We start from the raw sequence: 17781 nt of genomic DNA, 5'->3' as shown, positions 1-17781 counted from the left end.
TGACATGTCGCCGCGACCAAGTGGCCACCGTTGACACAAGCGGCCACTCCGTCAACGCAAGAGGCCGAACCCCACGGCCTGTTTGGGTGGTTCGCCTTGATTTGGGCAAATGGGGCTAAACTCGCGGTGCGGGTGGGCTTTCCCTTGCCCCGCCTTTTGACCCGCACAACCCCATTTGGAGGGGCCCCAAATCAAGGCGAACCACCCAAACAGGCACCAGATCGCCAAACCAGCATGCAGGCGCCCTACATCCCCATCCAAGCCTTGGCATCCGACGAGATCCGCTCCACGTACCGACCGATCCCCGGAGCCACCCCACCACAACTCCGACTCGGATCAAGCCCGTCCAAACAGAAGTGAATGTCGTCGTTGTCGGCCCGCAACCGTGTCACCCCACCGAAAGCCTCAGGCTCCGTGCAAGCCGAAGTCCCCCGCTCCGCCTCCGTGCAAGGCAAGAACCGAGTGAACTCATACCGATCCCGCGGCAGGTTGTCATACGGATACGCCGCCATGCTGACCGTCGCCCCGGCGTCGGTCACCCGGTCGCCCGCCAGGTCCGCCGCATACGTGTAGATCGAGTTGAGTCGCCGAGGCACATCCCGCTGCGGCGAAGGCATCGGCGCCTGCAGGACCCACAGCATCTTCGGTCGCGCCAAGCCGACCGCGTCCGCCGCCGCCGAGATCTCGCGCCGGGCGGAGAAGGCGTTCCACAGGTACTGGTCGTAGAAGGTTTCCGCGCCTCGGCGGGTGTGTTCGACGCACGGGGAGTAGTAGTCGTTGCCCCAGAACTGGAGGATGACGAGGTCGGGCCGGACCTCGCGGATCAGGGTGTCGAACTTCGCCGACGCGGGCAGCCAGGTCGGTGTGCCCGCCAGGTAGTCGCAGATTCCCGTGCCGCCCAGTGTCGCGTCCCGGAAGGACGCCGGGGCCAGTGCCGCCGCGAGGGCGGAGGAGTTCTGGACGGCGACCGAGTCGCCGACGTAGAGGATCTTCAACGGCTCGGACGCCTGAACCGGCGGCGCGACCGCGAACATCAACGCCACCACCGCGACAAGCACCCGCATCGAAACCCCTCCCCAGCACCGGAGCCGGACGGTAACACCGCCGGATGAGACATTGACATCCTCCCGGCCAAAGGCCGGGGATTCCAACGGCGACTACCGAACAAGGAGGAGGTCTCGTTGAGGTTCACGGTTCACCGGCTCACCCAACGGCGGGCCTTCCCGTGCAGCCACGGCATGCCCTGCCGCGAAACGAATATTCACAGCCGCGTTCACATCCGCGTTGCAGGCGAAACCGCAGGACCGGCATCGAAAGGCGGCTTGGCTCTCGCGCGCCTCCCGATCCACGACGCCGCACGCCGAGCAACGCTGACTGGTGAACCGCGGGTCGACCTTTACCACCCGCCCAGGAGCCTTGTGCTCCAGCCGGGTCACGAGCAGCCCCCACCCGTTGGCGAGGATCCCGCGATTCAGCCCGGCCTTCTGACGCACACCTCGACCAGGGGCCTCCCGAGTGCCCTTTGCCGACCGGGTCATATTGATGATCTTCAGGTCTTCGACCGCGATCACGTCGAACGCCCGGGCCAGTCGGGTGCTGATCTTCTCGACCCAATCCTTGCGCCGGTCGGTTTCGCGGGCCTTGAGCTTGGCGATCACCGTCTTGACCTTGCCGCGCCGATTGGAGCCGCGTTGCGCCCGGGCGAGCTTGCGCTGCAACCGCAGCAACCGAGCCTTCTCGGTTCCGCGCAGGGTTGGCGCGTTCAGCAGTTCCCCGGTGGACAACGCCGCCGACACCACCACACCGCGATCCACACCCACCATGTCGCCAGTGCCGGGTGCCGCAATGGGCTCGGGCACCAAGGCGAACGCGACATGCCAGCGGCCAACACGGTCGCGGGTGACCCGGTAGGACTTCACACCGTCGGAGACCGCCCGCGACCAGCGGAACCGCACCCACCCCACCTTGGGCACCTTGACCTCGCCGACCTTGCGGGAGACCCGGCGCACGTCGCCCGGTTTGACCGCCACGATCCGGAAGCCCTCACCCCGTCCACGTCGGCGCCAAGTCGGCCGCCGGTGGGTCCGGCCGAAAAAGTTCGCCATCGCCTGGGCGTAATCTTTCAACGCCTGCTGTTGCACGGTTACCGACCCGACGGCCAACCACGCGTTCTCCGCCCGCGCTTCGGTCAACTGACGGCACTGCTCGGCGTATCCAGGCGCCGCCTTGCGCCCCGGCTGCCAGTGCGCGTACTGCTCCACCGCGAGGTTCCACACGAATCGGGCATGAGCACAATGCTCCAGCAGCACCCACTCCTGAGCGGGCGTCGGCTGAAGACGGAAACGGGACATACCGATCAACCTAACGACCACCACCGACAAACCCGGAGACACCAATGAGACGCGGCAAACCACGGCACGCTCCGGCACTGGCGGGCCGCGGCTCCCGATTCCTCCCCCGGAGTGAACGCCGAAGCATCCTCGCGAGACCAGCGTGAGCGACACACCATGGGACGGCGACGACTACCAGCGCCGGTTCGACGACCTGGCCGCGACCGGGACCGACGTGCACGGCGAGGCGACGTTCGTCCGTGCCTACGAGCCCGCGAGCGTCCTCGACGCCGGCTGCGGGACCGGGCGGGTGGGCATCGAACTCGCCCGGCACGGCATCGAGGTGGTCGGCGTGGACGTCGACGCCTCCATGCTCGCCACTGCTGGCAGCCGCGCCCCCGGGATCACCTGGGTGCGGTCGGACCTGGCCGAACTCGACCTCGGCCGCACCTTCGACGTCGTGGTCATGGCGGGCAACGTCCCCCTCTTCACCGCGCCGGGCACCGAGGCGGCCCTCGTCGCGGGGGTGGCGCGCCATGTCGGGCGGCTGCTCGTGGCCGGGTTCAGCCTCGACCGGGGTTACACCGCCGCCGACTACGACGCCCACGCGAAAGCGGCCGGGTTGTCGCTGGTCGAGCGGTTCGCCACCTGGGACCGGGAACCCTTCTCCGGCGGGGACTACGCCGTGTCGGTCCACAAAGTCGGGTAACAGAACCCTTGCGCGGCAGCGCGAACCAGGCGCACGATCAGCCGATGGTGGACATGGACCGACGCTCCGTCCTCCGAGGGGCGGTCGCGGGCGCACTGCTCGGCGGCCCCTTCCTCGGCTTCGTGAACCGCGCCGCCGCAGCGCCCGCGGTGACCTACCCCCTGGGCCCGGTACCGGACTTGCGCGACAACGTCGTGCGGCTCTGGCTGCCCGAGGGGTTCCATTACCGCTCCTTCCACGACACCGAGTCCCGCGTCGTCCTCGACGACAACACGGTGCTGCCCGGCCGACACGACGGCATGGGCGCGTTCAACGCCCGCGGCACCAACGTCATGCTGGTGCGCAACCACGAGGTCAACGGCCCCGGCACGGCGTTCGGCGACGTGTCCAAGGCCTACGACGCGAAGGCCATGGGCGGCACCACCTCCGTCGAGGTCACCCGGTACGGCGAGGTCGTGCGCTCCCACACCAGCCTCAACGGCACGCAGATGAACTGCTCCGGCGGCCAGATGCCGTGGGGCTCCTGGGTCAGCTGCGAGGAGACCATCAACGGCCCGGACGTGGGCCCCGACTTCACCGGTGTCTCCAACGTCCCGCTGACCAGGCCGCACGGCTTCATCTTCGACGTCCCCGCGCACGGCGTGTCCACCGGCGAGCCCATCACCGCGGCGGGCCGGTTCGCGCACGAGTCCGTGGCTTACGACGCCAAGGGCGGCTGGCTCTACCTCACCGAGGACGACTTCGCCTTCCCCTCCGGCTTCTACCGGTACAAGCCCCAGCAGGACCCGATGGAGACCGGCGGCCTGGACAACGAGGGCAGGCTGCAGATGCTCCGGGTCAAGGGGCTGCCCAACGCGCACCTGGAGGCCGAGCAGGCCGCGGGCACCACCTACCAGGTCGACTGGGTCGACATCGAGGACCCGGCGCCGACGTTCCCCTACACCCCGGGCCAGACCGCCCCCACCCCCAACGACGCGGCGATCACCTACGTCGCGAGCCAGGGCTGGGCGCAGGGCGCGGCCTTCTTCTCCCGGCTGGAGGGCGCCGCGATCGACCGCGGCGTCGTCTACTTCACCTCCACCCAGGGCGGCGGCCCCGCCGAGACCGGGCCCGACACGGTCTCGGGCTACGGCAACGGGACCGGCCAGATCTGGGCGTACGACACCCGTGAGCAGGTCCTGCGGGTGCAGTACCAGTCCCCCGGCCCGGACGTGCTCGACTTCCCCGACAACGTCACCACGAGCAACCGGGGCACGCTCGTGGTCTGCGAGGACGGCACCAACAACAACTACATGCGCGGCCTCACCAGGCACGGGCAGCTCTTCGACATCGCCCTCAACCGGCTGGTGAGCAGCGCGGGCGTCCCCAGGTTCAACGACGAGTTCGCCGGGTCGACGTTCAGCCCGGACGGCCACACGCTGTTCGTCAACATCCAGGCCAGCCGCGGCATGACGTTCGCGATCTGGGGTCCCTGGGGGAAGATCGGGGTCTGAGGCTCACTGCCGGCCCGCGAGGATCTCCGCGCGCAGGTCGGGGTGGTTGGCGGCCAGGTGTTCGAGGATCTTCCCGATCGGCGTGCCGTAGTTCTCCTGGTTGATCGTCCGCCCCCACACCGACACCGATCCGCCGGTGATGGTCTGGAACCCGCGGTGCAATGCCGCGGCGAACCAGGCGTCGTCGCAGATCGGTGAGCCCGACGAGCCGCCCGCGGTGTCGGTCAGGTAGCTGAGGCGGTCGGCGGTGCCGGTGACGACGAAGTTGTTGCGGAACCCCAGGCGCATCGGGTTGCCGCCGGGGTGCTGCAGCACGTTGACCCGCTCGCGCAGGGCCCGGTCCTTCGGTTTGAGGATCGGGCTGGTGCGCAGCCGCAGCGGCGGCCGCGGCGATGTGTCCGGGGCGAGCCGCAGGATGGCGTAGTCCAGCGCCTTGTCGTGGGCGACGCAGCCCGCGGAGACGGCGGTGTGCACGGTCGCGTCGGGGGTGTAGAAGTCGAACAGCGCCCGGATCGCCTTGCCCTGCAGGTCGAAGTCGGCCGCGCTCGCGTCCGGTTCGCTGCCGACGCGGGCGTTGACGACGTGGTTGTTGGTGATCAGCAGCGTCGGCGCGATCATCCAGCCGGAGCCGTGGCCGATGTCAGGCGCGTTGCCCGCCAGGGTCGCGGGCACGCCGTCGAAGTGCCGGTGCACCACCAGTTTCGCCACCGACCGGGACACATCCGTCCCGGTGTGGAGGAACGCCACGTCCAACGTGTCGTCCTCGAAGATCACGACCTCGAGTTCGCCGTCGCTGCGCGGCAGGTCCTCGACGTCGACGACCATCGGCACCGGATCGTCGCCGGGCGAGGTCTTGGTGCCCGCTCGACCGTCGGCGGACATCCGCTCCAGCGCCCGCCGGAAGACCATCTCCTCCGGCTGCCCGCCCGCCATCGGGATCGCCGCGCCAAGCCACTCCCGCAGCGGGACCTGGCCCGACACCAGGGCCCTGGTGGTGTTCATCCGGGCGGTCAGCGTCATCAGTTTGGCCAGCGGGGTGCCGCCCTGCGTCGCGGTGGCCACGAACGCGCGGGAAATGGTCGCGGTCAGCGCCGCGCTCTGGTCCGTGTCGGCGAAGCCGAGGTCGATGGCCGCCTGCTGGACTTCCCTGAGTTCGTCGGATGTCAGATAGGCGAACGTCATGACCTGCTCCTGCCATCGGGGCCGCTGACCGGCCGAACGAGAGTGTCGACGACCAGTCGGCGGGCCTGGCCTGCGTCGCGCGCCCAGTCCAGCCCGACCACCACCGCCTTGCCGGTCCGGCCCGCGCGCACCACCCAGCTGGCCAGGTCCTCGGTCTTCCATCCGCCGCCGGACAGGCCGACATCGGCCGCCAGGTCGGCGAGGGCGGGCGCCGCGTCCGGCGAGGTCGCCTCCAGCAGCCGCGCGACGGCGAACGGGTCGTGCCGGAACACCCCGTCCTCGGCCTCGGTCTGGTCCCCGACCTGCACCGCCGCGTGGTGCAGCACGGTGTCGTCCGCCGGGCCCGCGGTGTGCAGCACCCGGCGCACCAGGTCCACGTTGTCCAGCAGGTCGGACCGCGACAGATGGGTGAACCGGGACGCCAGCTCGCCGCCCAGACCGGCGGTCCCACCGGCGTCGGCGAGTCCACGCAGGATACCGACCGCGTCGGTCAGCACGTCCACGCCGCGCGTCTGGTCGCCGAGCAGGTCGCAGCCGCGCACCGCCCATTCCGCCGCGCTGACCACACCGGACCGGTCGCGCTGCAGTCCGCGCACGACGACGGCCTGTTCGGCGAGCGCGACCTGGGTGTCTCGGTCGTCGGACTCGGCAGCGGCAGCCATGCCGCGTTCCAGGGCGGCCGCCGCGCCCTCGATGTCCTCGGCGGCGAGCCTGGCGCGCACCTCGACCAGGTGGAGCTTGGTGTCGGGAAGCCGCCGCGTCCGCTCGGCGAGCACGGACAAGGCGCTCGCCGGGTCGCCGGAGGCCAGCCAGGACATCGCCCGCTCCAGCGCGTCGGCCTCCCAGTCGCGCTGGTCCCATTCGGTGCGGTCGTCGGTCACGCCGAAGCCCAGGCGCCTGCTCAGCCAGGTCCGCGCGCTGGGCGGCAGCGGCTCGCCGAGCGCGGGGGCGAGCAGCGGGCGCAGCTCGGACTTCCACACGCGGTCGAGGGCGCGCGGGTCCTCACCGATCATCAGCCGGTGGTAGACCTCTTCCGCGCGGTTCTCGATGCCCGCGCGGGCGTGGTAGTACTCGATCGCGCGCTCGTGGACGCGGGCCACGACGGCGGCCAGGCCGGGCTCGTCCATCATGGACCGCAGCATCAGGGTGCGGACGTCCTGGCGGTGGCGCAGAGTGTCCGGGCGGTCGAGCTCGAACAGGCTGACCTCGAACCGGAGCTTGTCGAAGATCTGCTCGGCGTGGTCGGGGTCGAGGTCGCACGGCTCGGCCAGCACCTCGCGCAGGACCTCGACGGTGATCCGTCGCACCGCCAGGCCCGGGTAGGCGATCCGGCGGACCTCCGGGTCGGCGATGTGGCTCAGGATCCGGCTGTAGAGCATCCCCTGCACCTGCTCGATGGCGATCCCGGCGAGCGCGTCGCCGCGCGCGGCGATGTCGTCGAACGCCCTGACTCCGGTGCGCTCCACCGCTTCCGCGGCCAGCCGCAGGGTCAGGGGGTGGCCGCCGAACTTCGCCACGATGGTGGTGCGCAGCGCGGGGTCGGCGACGCCGAGGTCGGCGAGCACCGCGTCCGCGGCGGGCGGCTCCAGCTCGCCCAGCGTCAAGACCAGGTTCTCGAACCCGGTGAACGTCGTCGGGTCCCCGCGCCCGGAGACGACGACACGCAGGTCGGGGAGCGCGGCGAGCAGGCGCTCGATGAGCAGTTCGAGGTCGCGCACCGCGCCCGGGCCTTTGAGCTGAACCTCCTCGTAGGTGTCGAGGAAGAGCACGAGCGGTGTCCGGTAGCCGGCGGGGCCGTGGGCGTCCATCAGCTTGTGGAGCCGGTCGGCGAGCAGGCCGACCAGGTCGGCCAGGGTGCCCGGCCGGTTCAGGTCGATGTCGAGGATGGCTGAGGCCTTGTCCAGGTCGGACCCGACGTAGACGCCGTCCAACGCGGCGAGTTCGCGGGCCTCCTCGGTGGTCGCGTGGAGCAGCCGCACCTGGCGCGCGATCTGGCGCAGCAGGCCGACCGGGTCACGCGGGTCGTTGACCGCCCGGTCGAAGTCGAGGTAGGCGAACGGGATCGCCGCGTACTCGCCCGCGGCGCGCTCCAGGTTGAGGAGGACTTTGCCGAGCAGGCTGGACTTGCCGACCCCGCCCGGCCCGCGCAGGCACAGCTGCATGGGGTCCGCCAGTCCGTGGACGAACTGGTTGAACACCGCCAGTTCCCGTTCGCGTCCGTGGAAGTGGGTGCCCACCAGGGCCCGGAGCGGGTCGAGCAGGGCCCGCCGCTCCAGCGTGGCGTCGACCTCGGTGCCGACGGTCTCGTCGAGGATGCCCGCGAGTTCCAGCCAGCCGGTGGCGACCGCGTACTCCTCGAGTTCGGCCGTGCCCAACCCGCCGAGGCGCGGGCGCGTGCCCGCGAGCAGTTCGCGGACCTTGTCGCGCTCGGCGTCGGGCAGGTCCGCGTTGGCCGCCAGCGCGTCGTGCAGGGTTCCGGTCTCCGACAGGTGGCGCAGACACTGGACGCGGACCTCGTCGAGCAGGATCCAGCTGCCGTCGATGTGGGTGTGGCTGAACTCCGCGAGCATGGCCACCGCCGAAGTCGGGGTCGGCCGCAGCGGCCGCAGCCTCGCCGGGAGGAACCGACCCAGCACCGCGGCGGCCGCGGTCCACGGCAAGTGTCCGTCGTCGAGCGCGTCCTCATCGGAGGGGACCACCGTGTCCGACAGCGCGGCGTCCAGCTTCGCGGCGAAGTCCGCGTACTGGGGCGGGAGCGCCCGGACCGCGGGAGTGTCAACAGCGGACTCGCTGAGGAAGGACCCGGCGACCTCGGCGATGTCGGCGGCCCGCCATGGGAACCGCCTGGTGAGCGCGGCGAAGAGCCGCTCGTCGACCAGCCCGCGTCGGACGAGGTCGATGGCCACCTCGGCCGCGAACGATGACCCCTTCCCGCCCGGGCGGACGCTCACGCGCATCCCTTCGAGCGCCAGGAAACTCTGCAGCTCCCGGGGGTCGTCGAACAGGACCGCCAGCAGCTCCCGGAGCCGATCGCCGCCGTCCATCACGCCTCCTGCAGCAGCACGCCGTGCGCGTCCACGCACTTCTGCGCGAGCAGGCGCAGCCGCATCCTGGGGGTGGGCTGCAAGGCGGCGACGTGGCTGATCACCTGGCCGGCGGTGTGCCGGTAGTAGGCCTCGTCCTTGCCGGGCACCGCCGCGGCCAGCCACCCGGCGATCTCGGTCTCGGAGATCTCGGCGAGGGTGTACCGGGAGTCTGTCTCGGGCAGGTTCTCCATCGCGACGGCGGCGAAGTCGGCCAGCACCGTGATCCGCAGCTTCTTGGCCAGCAGCGGGTTCGTCTGGACCTGCAGCAGAAGCTGGCCGAGGAACTTGAGCACCCCCGCGTCCTGCTCGGGCTCGACAAGGTTGGCCACGAACCAGACCGGTGTGCGGCTGTGCACCGCGTAGTTGCCGAGATTCGAGGCGAGGGTGACCGCCCGGCGCTCGGGTTCGGGCTCGATCGCCTGCGGCACCACCACACCCAGTTTGAGCCGCAGCTGGTCGGCGAGGTAGTCGACCATCCGGTTGTCGTGCAGCCGTTGCAGGTGCTCGACCACGGGGGTGAAGGCGGCGTGCCTGCGGGCGCAGTGCTCGATGTAGGCGCACATCGTGCGCTTCCCATGCCCGGCGGGCCCGTCGATGGTCGACGCGGTGGGGCCGTTCCCCTTGGCGATCTCGCACAGCTTGGTCCGCAGGGGCTCCCGGTCGGCGAACGGCCACTCCGCGGGCATCCACAGTTCGCCGACGCCGGGGCCTGACCAGTCGAGCTGCCCGGTCCGCAACGCGTGCACGAGTTGGTGCACCTTGACGAGCGTGCCCGCGGCGTCGACCTGCGAGACCACGGTGATCAAGGTGTCGGGCGCGGGCAGCCCGAGGGCCCAGTCCAGCAGCCACTTGGCGTGGTAGTGGGCGTTGAGCCCACCCGGGACCGCGCGCAGCGCCTCCGGCCCGAACAGGTCCCTGGCGGCCTGGCCGTATCTGCCCTCGCCGAGGTATTCCGTGATCAGGTAAACGACCTGCTTGTGCTGTTCGTCGGTCAGAAGCACCGCGTCCGCCTTAGTCCGAGACGCCCACCATCCCGTTGAGCAAGTCGAAAACTCTTGTCAGGTAAGGAGACTGCTCCAGGTCGGCCTCCTGCCCGGCGCCCATGAGTTCCAAAGTGGACTCGGCGCGCCCGGCGATGGCGGAGAGTTCCTCGGTCGCGTGCGGGTAGAGCAGCCGCAGGCCGCGCTTGTCCCCTTCGGACAGGTCGAGCCCGTTCCCGGTCGGCGCGCACGCGCTCGGCACGGAGTGGTAGAAGAACGGCTCGAACTGGTAGAGCATCACGGACTTGGCGTCGAACGGGCCTGCGATCACGTCCGGCGACTCCTTGGTGCGCAGGTTGTGGTCGACTTTGCCCCGCGGCCACTTGTTGGGCTCCCCCGCGAGGTAGGTGTAGATGCCGGGACGGCGCCCGGCCGCGTCGGGCACGAACCTGCCGCGGTTGTCCTTGGTCGGGATATACCCCGGGTCGTCGTCCCAGCGGAACTCGTCCTCACACGGGCCGCGCATGTTCTGGTGGGCGTGCTTGAAGGCCAGCGCGTGCAGGAACTCGTGCCGGACCGTGCCCTGCCAGCGGTTGGGTTTGGCGGTCTTGAAGCCGCCGAGGTTGAGGCTGCGCTGGCCGGGTCCGCCGCCGATCGGGCTGCCTGGGCCGCCGATCGTGCTGTCGTTGCTGTCGTTGCCGATGAGGGACCAGAAGCCGCCCATGTCGAAGCTGACCCGGATGTCCGCGGCGTGCTCGGTGTCGAGGACCGTCCACCGGCGGAACTCGCCACTGGCGGGGTCGAACCCGAAGTCGAGTTCCAGGTTGCAGACGTCGGTGATCTGCGCCGTGGCGTCGACGATGTCGCGGTGCAGGTCCTTGTCGCCGTCGAGGAACGCCACCTTCACCGTCGAGCCGGGCCGCCAGCGGGCCAGGTCGTCGATGAGGAACTCGAGGCCCTCACGCTGCGCCGCGACCCGCGCGCGCCAGGCGTCACGCACCTCCAGGGAGGCGACCACATCATCTGGCAGTGCGTCCAGCACGAGATCGGTGCCCTGCCCGTTCACCCGTGTCTCCATATGAGTGGAGTCGCTCCCCGCGGGGCCCGGGTTAGCGTCCACCGCGACGCGCGAACGGGTGAATCACCCAGTGGTCACCTCCGGTGACGAGCGGTTACTTCACCCCTCCCGCTGTCAGACCGGCGACGATTCGGCGCTGGAAGAGGAGCACGAGGATGACCAGGGGGATGGTGACGATGACCCCGGCGGCCATCTGGGTGCCGAAGGGGGCGTCGAACTGGGTGGTGCCGGTGAACTGGCTGGTGATGACCGGCGCGGTCTTGAGTTCCTTCTTGTTGACCACCGAGAGGGCGATGATGAACTCGTTCCACGCGGCGATGAAGGTGATGATCGCCGTGGTGAACACGCCCGGTGCGGCCAGGGGCAGGATCACCTTGCGGAACGCCTGGGCGGGCGTGCACCCGTCGATCTGGGCGGCTTCTTCGAGTTCGACGGGCATCTGGCGGAAGAACGCGGTGAGGTTCCAGACGGCGAGTGGGAGCGCGAAGCTCATGCTGGGGACGATCATCGCCTGGTAGGTGTTGATCCAGCCGATGTTGCTGAACAGGTCGAGCAGCGGCACCAGCAGCGAGATGCCGGGGAACATGCTGGTCGTGATGATGATCGCCAGCACCAGGTTCTTGAACCGGAAGTCCAGGCGCGCCAACGCGTACGCGGTCAGGATGCCGATGATCAGCACCGCCACCGTCGTGGTCCCGGCGACGAGGAAGCTGTTGCCGAGAGCGCGGAGGAAGCCGTTGTTCGGGGCGAACGCGGCCGTGTAGGAGTCCGTCGAGAACGGTGACGGCACGGGCGCGGAGTCGAAGATGTCGTTGGTGCGCCGCAGACTCGACACCAGCATCCAGTAGAACGGCGCGAGGCAGTAGATCACGATGGCCGCGATGCCCACGTAGGGCAGCCATCGCCAGCCGCTCTTCTTCGGTTTCGCGGGCGGGGTCGCGGTGGTGGCAGGCGGTGTCGACAGCGTGGCGGTCATCGGTTCCTCCCGGTCCGCGCGCCGACCACGTCGGCTCCCAGCAGCTTGACGAACACGAACGCCACGACGGCGACGTAGACGAACAGGAAGATCGCGTACGCGGACGCGGGTCCGTACTTGGTGAACTTCACCGCTTCCTCGAACGCCAGGATCGTGACCGTGTCAGTGGAGTTCTTCCCCGGCCCGATCAGGGTGTACGGCAGGTCGAACATCCGCAGTGTGTCGAGGATGCGGAACAGGACCGCCACCATCAGCGTCGGCTTGACCAGCGGCAGGGTGATCGACCAGAAAGTCTTCCACGGCGAGGCACCGTCCAGTTTGGCCGCTTCGTACACCTCGTTGGAGATGACCTGCAACCCCGCCAGCACAAGCAGTCCGATGAACGGCGCGGTCTTCCACGTGTCGGCGACGACGACGGCGAACCACGCCTGGATGCCGTCCGTCGTCCACAGAATCGGGTCGCCGGGCAAGACGTCGTTGGCGACGCCGTCGGCCTGGAAGATCCACCGCCACAGGATGCCCGCGATGGCCGTCGGCACCGCCCACGGCACCAGAATGCTCGCCCGGACCAGAGCACGGCCCTTGAAAGCCTTGTGCATCACCAAAGCCATCAGCACGCCGAGGACCACTTCCAGGCTCACCGCGACGATGGTGAAGCTGGTGGTGTTCCACAGCGCGTTGAGGAACCTGGCGCCGGTGGCTCCGGTGAACATGTCGGTGAAGTTGTCGATGCCGACGAACTTGTTGCCCGTCTCGAGCACGCCCGTCTCCGGGTCGATGCCCTCATTGCGTTGGTAGAACGCCAATCGCATGGCGGACACGATCGGGTACGCGACGACGATCCCGAGCACGAGCAGGGTCGGCGAGACGAGCAGGGCGGCAAGTCTCCCGACGCCGTGCCTGCGGCCCACGGGCTTGATCGGCTTGGGATCCACCGGCGCGCCGATGAGAGTGGTCATGGGTTGCCCTCCGCGAACCGAAGGCGGGGTCCCGGCGGCACCCGGGACCCCGCGTGCCGAAGTCAGCTACCGGTCAGGGACTCCAGCTTCGTCTGCAACGAGGCCAGTGCGTCCTGGCTGCTGGTTTGACCACTCATCGCCGCGTACGCGGCTTCCTGGATGGCGGAGGACACTTCCTGGTACTTGACGACCGCGGGGCGCTTCTTCGCCTTCTCGATCGACTTCTTCAGCTCCGTGAGGTACGGGAACTTCTCCACCAAGGCGGGCTCGTCGTACAGCGAGGCCCAGGTCGGCGCGAGGCTGGTCTTCTCCAGGCTGGCGCGCTGCTGCTTCTCGTCGACCATGTACTTGATGAAGTCCAACGCGCTCTTCTTGTTCTTCGCGAACGAACTGATCGCGTAGTTGTGCCCGCCCAGCGTCGAGGAGCCCGGTCCGTCGAGACCCGGCAGCGGCGCGACAGCGAACTTGCCCGCGACCGTGGACGAGCCGTCCGTCGCGTTCGCCTTGGCGTACTGGTAGGGCCACTGGCGGTGGAAGACCAGCTCACCGGCCTGGAACGCCCGGCGCCCCTCTTCCTCCTTGAACGTGCGGGCCTTCGCGGCGATCTTGCCGGACTTGACGCCCTCGACGAGGAAGTCCAGACCCGCCTTCGCCTTGTCGGTGTTGACGTTCGGCTTGCCGTCCTCGCCGACCACGTCACCACCCGCGGAATTCACCGCTTCGCTGAAGTTGACCGTGAGCCCCTCGTACTTCTCGAACTGACCGGCGTAGCAGGACAGTGCCGGGTTGGCCGCGATTACCTTGTCGCAGGCCGCGTTCATCTCCGCCCACGTCGTCGGCGGCTTCGCGCCGACCGCGTCGAGCAGGTCCTTGCGGTAATAGAGCAGGCCGCCGTCGCTGTTGATCGGCACCGCGTAGAGCTTCTTGAAGTACTTCGCGGTCTCCACCGTCGCGGGGAGCAGCTTGTCGATCGGGAACTGGTCTTCCGGCAACTGGGTGACCCATTGGTTGGCGGCGAACTCGGCGGTCCACACGACATCGAGGTTCAGCACGGTGTAGGCGTCGGACTTGGTCTGCGCGTTCTGCACCATCTGCTGCCGCTGCGCGTCGGCGTCCTCGGGCAGCTCGATCAGGGTGACCTTCTGGTCGGCGTGCTCGGCGTTCCAGCCGTCGACCTGGTTCTGGAGGTTCCCGGAGGTGTCCTTGCCGGTGACCAGGGTGATCGGCCCGACACCTTCCAGTGCGGCGGGGCCCGGCTGCGTGCCGCCGCCACCGCCCGAATCCGATGTTCCACACGCACTGAGGCTCAGCACCAAGGCGGCTGCGAGAGCCACCCCCCGTGCGACAGGTCCTCGCGTAAACACGACACCTCCAGTGGATCGATGAACGCTCCCCGCGCGCTGGGCGCGCGGCTTTTTGGTGTTAATCGGACTGTTCTCGCATGTTGGTGGCAAGGGAATGAACGACATCTGCTCGTTACCGTTTCGAAATCAACAGCTGGGGGCGATCGGAGAACCCCTACCCGGCATGGCGCTCTGGTGTCACCCAGCCGGATGGGGCATCCTGAGAAGCTCGGTGTGCCGACCGGTGAAGGATGGGCAGCGATGGCTCAAGTCAGCTTCGATTCCGCGTCGCGGGTCTACGCCGGATCCCCGCCGGTGCGGGCCGTGGACCGGCTCGACCTGTCCATTGAGGATGGCGAGTTCCTGGTCCTCGTGGGCCCGTCCGGATCCGGAAAGTCCACCGCGCTGCGCATGCTCGCCGGGCTCGAGGACGTCGACGAGGGCACCATCCGCATCGGCGACCGCGACGTCACCCATGTGCCGCCCAAGGGCCGCGACATCGCGATGGTGTTCCAGTCGTACGCGCTCTACCCGCACATGACGGTCGCGCAGAACATGGGCTTCGCGCTCAAGCTGCAAGGCTTGCCGAAGGCCACCATCACCGAGAAGGTCGCCGAGGCGGCCAAGCTGCTCGACCTGGAGAAGTACCTGGACCGCAAACCCAAGGCACTCTCCGGCGGCCAGCGCCAGCGCGTCGCCATGGGCCGCGCCATCGTCCGCGACCCCGCGGTGTTCCTGATGGACGAACCACTGTCCAACCTGGACGCCAAACTTCGCGTGGAAACCCGCGCCAACATCGCCGCCCTGCAGCGGCGCCTCGGCACCACCACGATTTACGTGACACACGATCAGGTGGAAGCCATGACCATGGGTCACCGCGTCGCTGTGCTGAAGGACGGGCTGCTGCAGCAGTGCGATACCCCACGCGCCCTCTACGACCGGCCCGCCAACGCCTTCGTCGCCGGGTTCATCGGCTCACCCGCCATGAACCTGCTGACCCTGCCGGTCCACGACGGCTCGATGCGGCTGGGCGGAGCCGACATCCCGCTGCCCCGGGCGGTCGCGAGCGGCGTCGACACGGTCACCGCGGGCATCCGCCCCGAGTCCCTGGAACTCGCGCCGACGGGCACGGACAACGGGGTGTCGCTGATCGTGGAACTGGTCGAGGAACTGGGCGCCGACGCCCTGGTCCACGCCGCCATCAAGGACGACCCCAACACTCCGCGCGTCGTCATGCGGGTCGACGGCCGGACCCCACCGGCCCTGGCCCAGACGATCACCGCCACGCTGCGCCACCCCGAGGAGATCCACCTGTTCGACGCCACCACCGGCGAACGCCTGGACTGACCGGCCGGCCGGTGGCGAGCGAGCGCGGAATGTCGGTCGGTCTGGTTAGGGTGGCGAGCATGGATTTCGCCGCCGAGTTAGTCGAACAGAACCGCCTCTTCGCCGAGTTGGCCCTCGCCGCCGACCCGGACGCCGACGTGACCACCTGCCCCGGCTGGACGCTGCGCCAGTTGGTCACCCACATGGGCCGCGGCCACCGCTGGGCGGCCACCATCACCGGTGAGCGATCCCAGGTCGTGATCGACCCCAAGACCGTCGCCGACGGCAAGCCGCCCGCCGACTGGGCGGGCGCGGTCGACTGGATGGCGAAGGGCGCCCAACTCATCCTCGACGGCGTCGAGAAGGCCGGACCGGACACCGCGGTGTGGACCTTCACCGGCCCCAAGCCGAGCGCTTGGTGGATCCGGCGACGGCTGCATGAGACGGTCATCCACCGGGCCGACGCGGCCATCGCGGCGGGAGTGCCGTTCGAGGTCAAGCCTGATGTGGCGGCGGACTGCCTGTCGGAATGGCTCGGTTTGGTGGCCGCCCGCCCCGCCGGCGACGACGTGCCCTTGGACGAGGGGACGTCACTGCACCTGCACGCCACCGACGACGGCCTCACCGTCCCGGGCGAGTGGATCCTCCGGACGGCTGACGGTCGGATCACCGTCGAACACGAGCACACCAAGGGAACAGCCGCGGTGCGGGGGAAGGCGGCGGATCTGGCGCTGGCCCTGCTGCGTCGGCTGCCTGCCGATCACCCCGGGCTCTCCATTGTCGGGGACGCTGGAGTGCTCACGACTTGGCTGGAGCGCACGCAGTTCTAGTACTCCAGCAGCACTTCGTGATTGATGGTGTGTCTTCGCTGGTAGTGGGCTTGTTGTGCCCGGTATTGGTGTCGTCTGCGCCAGTGTGACCATGCCCAGGTCACGGCCCGGTCGAACGGGTTGGTGATCAGGTGTGCCAGGAGACGCTTGGCCTCGCCCAGCGTGATCGGGATGAGGCCGCTGCCAGGGCTTTTGGGGCGATCGCCGCAGTGACAGCGAGGTAGGTGTGGGCGAGCATGGCCAGGGTGATGTGCCGGTACCAGGCGTCGTAGCGGCGGACCTGGTAGTGGTCGAGGCCGACCTCGGTTTTGGCGGTTTGGAAGCAATCCTCGACTGCCCAGCGGGCGCCGGCAACTCGAATGAGGTCGTCGTCGTCAGTTCGTGTTGGGGCGCAACATAGGTAGTAGGCCAGTTCGAGTTCACCTTTGTTGTTGGGGGTGAGGGAACGACGCACCAGCAGCCATCGTGCCCAGCCGGGTGGGGTGGTGTCTTCGTAGACGGGTAACGAGGCGACCGCCCAGTCGAATAGTCGTGGTCCTTTCGCTCCCTGGCCGCAGCTGCGGCGTTTCCAGGCGTCGTGGGGTGCTTGAGCGGCCAGGGCATCGGCCCGGGAAGTGCCGGCCACTGCCGGGATGGTCTGGTCGCGGGCCACCGCGACGACATAGCTGATCCGCCTGTTCTCCAGCCAAGTCCGGAACTTGTGGTCCTTGCCGTAGGCCTCATCGGCGGTCACCCAGGCTGCCGGGACACCGGCGTCCAGGGCCCGGCCGAGCATGTTCTGGGCGAGCACGGTCTTGGTGGCGAACTCCACCTCCTCGGGTACCGCAGCTTCCCTGCACCGGTCACGATCACCGGTCCAGGACTTCGGCAGATACAGGTCGCGATCGATCAACGTGCGCCCTTTGCCTGTGGTGTAAGCAAGAAACACGCCAAGCTGGCAGTTCTCGATGCGCCCGGCGGTGCCCGAGTACTGCCGCTGCACCCCGGCGGATCTGGTGCCCTTCTTCAGGAACCCGGTCTCATCGACCACCAGCACACCGTCGCGCTCACCGAGGTGTTCCACGGCATAGGCGCGCACGTCATCACGGACCCCGTCGACATCCCAGGTAGCCGCGTTGAGCAGACGCTGCATCCCGTCCGGGGTCAACTCGCCAGCGGCCTCAGCCAGTGTCCACCCGTTCTCACCAGCCAGCGGCGCAAGCAGACCCCGCACATACGCGCGGGCACGACGCCGTGGCTCCACCCGCAGGAAACGCCCGGCGACCCGCGCAAACAGATCATCCAAGCCACCGATCCACGCGGTCAGTTCGTCATCAGTCACCACAAGATCGACAACCTACACGACCATGATCACGAAGTGCTGCTGGGGCGTTAGTACGGCAGCAGCAGTATGTGATCACCTTCGGCGTGTCGTGATCTCGGGCGTGGCGGGTGTGTGATCGACTACGGCGGTGGTGGATCTTGACGATGTGATGGCCGAGTCGTGGAC

At 68.8% G+C, this 17781-nt stretch carries 14 protein-coding genes; 4 read left to right on the top strand and 10 right to left on the bottom strand.

The genetic code is table 11. The features are described from left to right. Positions 1-245 precede the first annotated feature (245 nt). Positions 246-1064: a hypothetical protein gene (locus ACRDSQ_RS05620; protein ID WP_431419389.1), complete on the bottom strand. Its 819-nt coding sequence runs from the start codon at positions 1062-1064 to the stop codon at positions 246-248. A gap of 93 nt (positions 1065-1157) precedes the next feature. Then, positions 1158-2351, bottom strand: coding sequence for an RNA-guided endonuclease InsQ/TnpB family protein (locus tag ACRDSQ_RS05615; protein ID WP_431419388.1), 1194 nt, complete (start codon positions 2349-2351; stop codon positions 1158-1160). Positions 2352-2493: 142 nt separating this feature from the next. On the opposite strand from ACRDSQ_RS05615, the gene ACRDSQ_RS05610 reads away from it, so the two are divergent. Beyond that, the gene (locus tag ACRDSQ_RS05610; RefSeq protein WP_431419386.1) at positions 2494-3039 is read left to right on the top strand and encodes a class I SAM-dependent methyltransferase; all 546 of its coding nucleotides are present in this window, start codon (positions 2494-2496) and stop codon (positions 3037-3039) included. 53 nt (positions 3040-3092) lie between these two features. Beyond that, a complete protein-coding gene (locus ACRDSQ_RS05605; RefSeq protein ID WP_431419384.1) occupies positions 3093-4532 on the top strand; it encodes a PhoX family protein in 1440 nt (479 codons plus the stop codon). A 3-nt stretch (positions 4533-4535) separates the two neighbouring features. On the opposite strand, the gene ACRDSQ_RS05600 is transcribed toward ACRDSQ_RS05605, so the two are convergent. The 7 genes from ACRDSQ_RS05600 to ACRDSQ_RS05570 form a co-directional block, all read right to left on the bottom strand. Continuing rightward, the gene (locus ACRDSQ_RS05600) at positions 4536-5714 is read right to left on the bottom strand and encodes a trypsin-like peptidase domain-containing protein (protein WP_431419382.1); all 1179 of its coding nucleotides are present in this window, start codon (positions 5712-5714) and stop codon (positions 4536-4538) included. Next, positions 5711-8758 carry an AAA family ATPase gene (locus tag ACRDSQ_RS05595; RefSeq protein ID WP_431419381.1) on the bottom strand — a complete coding sequence of 1016 codons (3048 nt, stop codon included), beginning with the start codon at positions 8756-8758 and terminating at the stop codon, positions 5711-5713. Before ACRDSQ_RS05595 ends, ACRDSQ_RS05600 begins: the two co-directional genes overlap by 4 nt. After that, positions 8758-9801, bottom strand: coding sequence for a hypothetical protein (locus ACRDSQ_RS05590; RefSeq protein WP_431419379.1), 1044 nt, complete (start codon positions 9799-9801; stop codon positions 8758-8760). The genes ACRDSQ_RS05595 and ACRDSQ_RS05590 overlap by 1 nt, the downstream gene beginning before the upstream one ends. Positions 9802-9811: 10 nt before the next feature. Beyond that, positions 9812-10858, bottom strand: coding sequence for a hypothetical protein (locus tag ACRDSQ_RS05585; protein ID WP_431419377.1), 1047 nt, complete (start codon positions 10856-10858; stop codon positions 9812-9814). 94 nt (positions 10859-10952) lie between these two features. Next, positions 10953-11834 carry a carbohydrate ABC transporter permease gene (locus tag ACRDSQ_RS05580; protein ID WP_431419375.1) on the bottom strand — a complete coding sequence of 294 codons (882 nt, stop codon included), beginning with the start codon at positions 11832-11834 and terminating at the stop codon, positions 10953-10955. Continuing rightward, positions 11831-12793: a carbohydrate ABC transporter permease gene (locus ACRDSQ_RS05575; RefSeq protein WP_431419373.1), complete on the bottom strand. Its 963-nt coding sequence runs from the start codon at positions 12791-12793 to the stop codon at positions 11831-11833. Before ACRDSQ_RS05575 ends, ACRDSQ_RS05580 begins: the two co-directional genes overlap by 4 nt. Before the next feature lie 62 nt (positions 12794-12855). Continuing rightward, positions 12856-14127, bottom strand: coding sequence for an ABC transporter substrate-binding protein (locus ACRDSQ_RS05570; protein WP_431419372.1), 1272 nt, complete (start codon positions 14125-14127; stop codon positions 12856-12858). A 270-nt stretch (positions 14128-14397) separates the two neighbouring features. Between ACRDSQ_RS05570 and ACRDSQ_RS05565 the strand changes: the two genes are divergently transcribed. Together ACRDSQ_RS05565 and ACRDSQ_RS05560 are read left to right on the top strand one after the other, a co-directional pair. Next, on the top strand, positions 14398-15483 hold the full coding sequence (locus ACRDSQ_RS05565) for an ABC transporter ATP-binding protein (protein WP_431419371.1): 1086 nt from the start codon (positions 14398-14400) through the stop codon (positions 15481-15483). A 59-nt stretch (positions 15484-15542) separates the two neighbouring features. Then, positions 15543-16292 carry a maleylpyruvate isomerase family mycothiol-dependent enzyme gene (locus tag ACRDSQ_RS05560; protein WP_431419369.1) on the top strand — a complete coding sequence of 250 codons (750 nt, stop codon included), beginning with the start codon at positions 15543-15545 and terminating at the stop codon, positions 16290-16292. Positions 16293-16419: 127 nt separating this feature from the next. On the opposite strand, the gene ACRDSQ_RS05555 is transcribed toward ACRDSQ_RS05560, so the two are convergent. Next, entirely contained in the window at positions 16420-17598 is a 1179-nt protein-coding gene (locus tag ACRDSQ_RS05555) for an IS701 family transposase (RefSeq protein ID WP_431419391.1), read from the bottom strand. Positions 17599-17781 lie beyond the last annotated feature (183 nt).

The organism is Actinokineospora sp., from assembly GCF_050699995.1.
GTDB lineage: Bacteria > Actinomycetota > Actinomycetes > Mycobacteriales > Pseudonocardiaceae > Actinokineospora.
This window is presented reverse-complemented; position numbering and strand designations above follow the sequence as displayed.